Below are 3401 nucleotides of genomic sequence, written 5' to 3'. Positions count from 1 at the left end.
AAACAACAGTGCCGGAATATAATGCCGCCGGTTTTTTTCAAAAGTTTGATATCTACTACGATCGTGATAATTACCAGCCGGCCAAAATGCGCTTCAGTTATTTTGAACCGGCACCGCAGGAAGAAGATGTCGTAACGACCATGTACCTGCAGAATAAAACGGTGGACATAAATTTTTCAGCTTATTCCAGAGGGCCCGCTTCAGACCTGTTCAATGAAGCAAAATATGTGATCTACAACCGCCAGCGAAAAATATACGAGCCCGGACAGAAATTCAGGAACTACAGGTTCCTCACCAGCGGTTTTTTAAATGAAGACGAAGACGCACAGTATTACAATCAGGCTCCTTTTGAATATATAGGAGTTCAGTAAAAGCATTATCAGGGAATAATAGGAAATTCATAATTACATAACTTTTATGGGTAGAATAAAAAATACAATCAGGACATTCTTGCTGGCCATCAACCTGCTGATCATCACTAACTGTTGCTTCGCAACAGACGATCCGCCGTTATCATCAAGTTTTCGCGGAGCCACGGAGTTCGTAAAGGATGATGTAAGTGGTACCATGGCGCAAACCAAAGAAGTGATCGATGATATTTTTTATAGTGGTACGTTGAACCCTACCATTGCCAATCCTGCCAATGATAAGATCACTAATGTTGTAAGCCTGCTGGTGAGGGAAGATATGATCATGTACATCCCGAGTGATTTTACAGCTAAAGTAAATATCAAAATAGATTATACGCTGGTAAACGGTACAACAGGATCTGTCAATTCTACCTTCCTGGAAGTTACTTATACAAAAGCCGGGGGTGTAAAATATAATGCCCGGCAAACTATAAAATTCGATCAGTGCCGCAAAGTAAAAGTGACCATTATCGATGTACCCTACAAATCAGTAGCATGGGATGTGTGGGCTGTGCTGGAATTGGAAAACCGTATGCTGCGCAAGCGTGATTATGTATTTAATTACGATCAGGTCTTAACACCTTCCTTTCCCGGAGGAGAAATAGTGGTAGATGAATTGCCGATAACATGGCCTGCAAATGCGGAAATAGCAAATGGTAAAACCCATATAGATATAGAGTGGACATGGGTAGACGAAGAAGCGCTCGAAGAATACAAAAAGAATAATGGCGGTACCATGGATTTTGATGCAGATCTGCTGTTCAGAAATAATTCCAGTCGCGTAACGATCTCTGCCAACAAAAATACTTTCCGGATACCCGCCCTATATGATGGCGGAGGGAATTTATTTTATCGTATACGGCCTGTCCAATACCTCGAAAGTGGCCAGGTGATCAATGGTAAATGGAGTGCGGTGGGTTTTGACGGGATCACTTATTTTACTCAAACTTCGGGGCATTCTGCCGAGCAGCTAAACTGGCAACGGACTACTTCTTTTGCCGAAGAAGGTAAGAATAAAACAGTGATGCAGTATTTTGACGGAACGCTTCGCGGGCGCCAGACAGTAACCAAAGATAATGTGACCAGGAAGACCGTTGTAGCAGAAACGTTTTATGATTACCAGGGCCGTCCCGCGGTAAATATACTTCCTACTCCCACTTTGAATTCTGTGATCAGCTACACCAAAGATTTCAACGTATTTGACGGAGATCCGGCAACACCAAAAGATGCTTTTGATCTGATGCCAGCCAATAATACTTTCTGCGATTACCAAACACCTCCACTCCAATTTAATACACTTTCCGGAGCTGCCAGATATTATTCTGCGGCTAACAGCGAGGTAAATGATGGCTTAAATAAATATATCCCGAATGCCCAGGGATATCCTTTTGTACAGACTTTATACACCCAGGATGCTACCGGCCGTATTGCCTCACAAGGCGGCGTAGGCCCTGTTTTTCAACTAAACAGCATTCAAAAAGCCGATACGAAATATTTTTACGGTAAACCCGATCAGCTTGAGCTGGATGCACTTTTTGGAACGGAAGCCGGCGATGCCAGTCATTATTCCAAAAACATGGTACGCGACCCTAACGGGCAATACAGCGTGAGTTATGTAGATGCCCATGGACGCACCGTGGCAACAGCCCTTGCCGGTATTCCGCCTGTATCTGTAAAACCGCTCGATTCTTATATAACAACACCAATAAGGGTCGAGAGAGAATTACTTACCACTACCAATAACATTAAAGACGGGCGAAGCCTCATTTCTACCACATCGCTCGTGGTACCTCAGGAAGATCTTTTTCAATTCAAATACCGGATGAGCGCAAAGGATCTGGAAATGAACAATTGTGACGACGAAAAAATCTGTTATGATTGTTATTATGATCTTGAAATACGGATCTCCGGCGGTTGTATCACACCTATCGTAGAAAAAAGGACCAACCTTACTTTTAGTAATCCGGGAAATGTGCCTAATGTTGACCTGGATTGCCTCACATCGGCGTCAGCTATCACTGCCGAATTTGACGTTACCCTTCCCGAAGGAGAATATGATGTTGTTAAGATACTTACTGTAAGTAAAAGAGCGCAGGATCACTACCGGGAAAATATATTCCTGCAAAATAATATTTGCAAAACCCTCCAGGAGTTTATAGATGAAAGGACGCCGGTTATGCAGGCACAGTTCCCTTGCAACATCACCTGTGCTTCCTGTACCACCAGCCTCGGAACATATCAGCAATACCGGAGCGCTTTCCTCACCCAACAGGGAATTAATCCACTCACCACCGTAAGTTATGAGAACGAGATCAAAGCTTCTTATGACGAAGGAATGAAAGCCTGCGACGCATTATGTAAAGGGGCAGACAACGTAGTAGCATCCATAGAAAATGCCATGCTCGACGATATGACACCGGACGAAGGGCAATATGCACGCCTGGATCTTGACCTTGACGACGATAACATAATCAATCCCGGTGAACCATTCAATGATGATTACGGGCGCTATGAAAAGTATTCAAACAGGCCATGGAATATTTTTAATGCAGACAGGTACAAGAGCCCTCTGGTGCAATATCATAATGAGTATGGAGAAGTAGAGCCAATCAGTGTTAAAGCCTTCACTCCACAAGAGCTGGCCGATAATTTCAAAGCAGCCTGGGCGAAAGATCTTCTTCCGTTACATCCTGAATATAATAAGTTACAGAAAGTAAAGCAATTACTTTTACCAAGCTATTCATATGATAAAATACTTCGTGAAACAAATACCTGGACCGAGGCAAATAATAATCATTTTATTGAAGAAGTAATCAGTACTGGTAGTGGAACAGGTATTGTTACGGCAGATCCGTTCTTCTCGCTTCTGCCAGCCTATTCTATTACGATAAAGAAATACATCGGCGTGGATTTTGACGTATATCCCAACCCGACACCAAAATCGTTGTGGAGTATGGCATGGATGGCCGTGATGTGCAACAGCAGCAATAC

Annotated in this window: 2 protein-coding genes; both read left to right on the top strand. The window is 43.2% G+C overall.

The genetic code is table 11. The annotated features are described in order from the left end of the window. Positions 1 to 371, top strand: a 371-nt coding sequence (locus tag EGI32_RS10705; protein WP_255155384.1) for a hypothetical protein, incomplete at its 5' end; no start/stop codon positions are given. 46 nt (positions 372 to 417) lie between these two features. Continuing rightward, positions 418 to 3401 (top strand): hypothetical protein (locus EGI32_RS10700; protein ID WP_255155383.1); only part of this gene is annotated, 2984 nt, incomplete at its 3' end.

It is taken from the genome of Ferruginibacter sp. HRS2-29 (genome assembly GCF_024343615.1).
GTDB lineage: Bacteria > Bacteroidota > Bacteroidia > Chitinophagales > Chitinophagaceae > Ferruginibacter.
The sequence above is the reverse complement of the archived record's forward strand: the minus strand, read 5'-3'. Positions and strand labels throughout refer to the sequence as shown.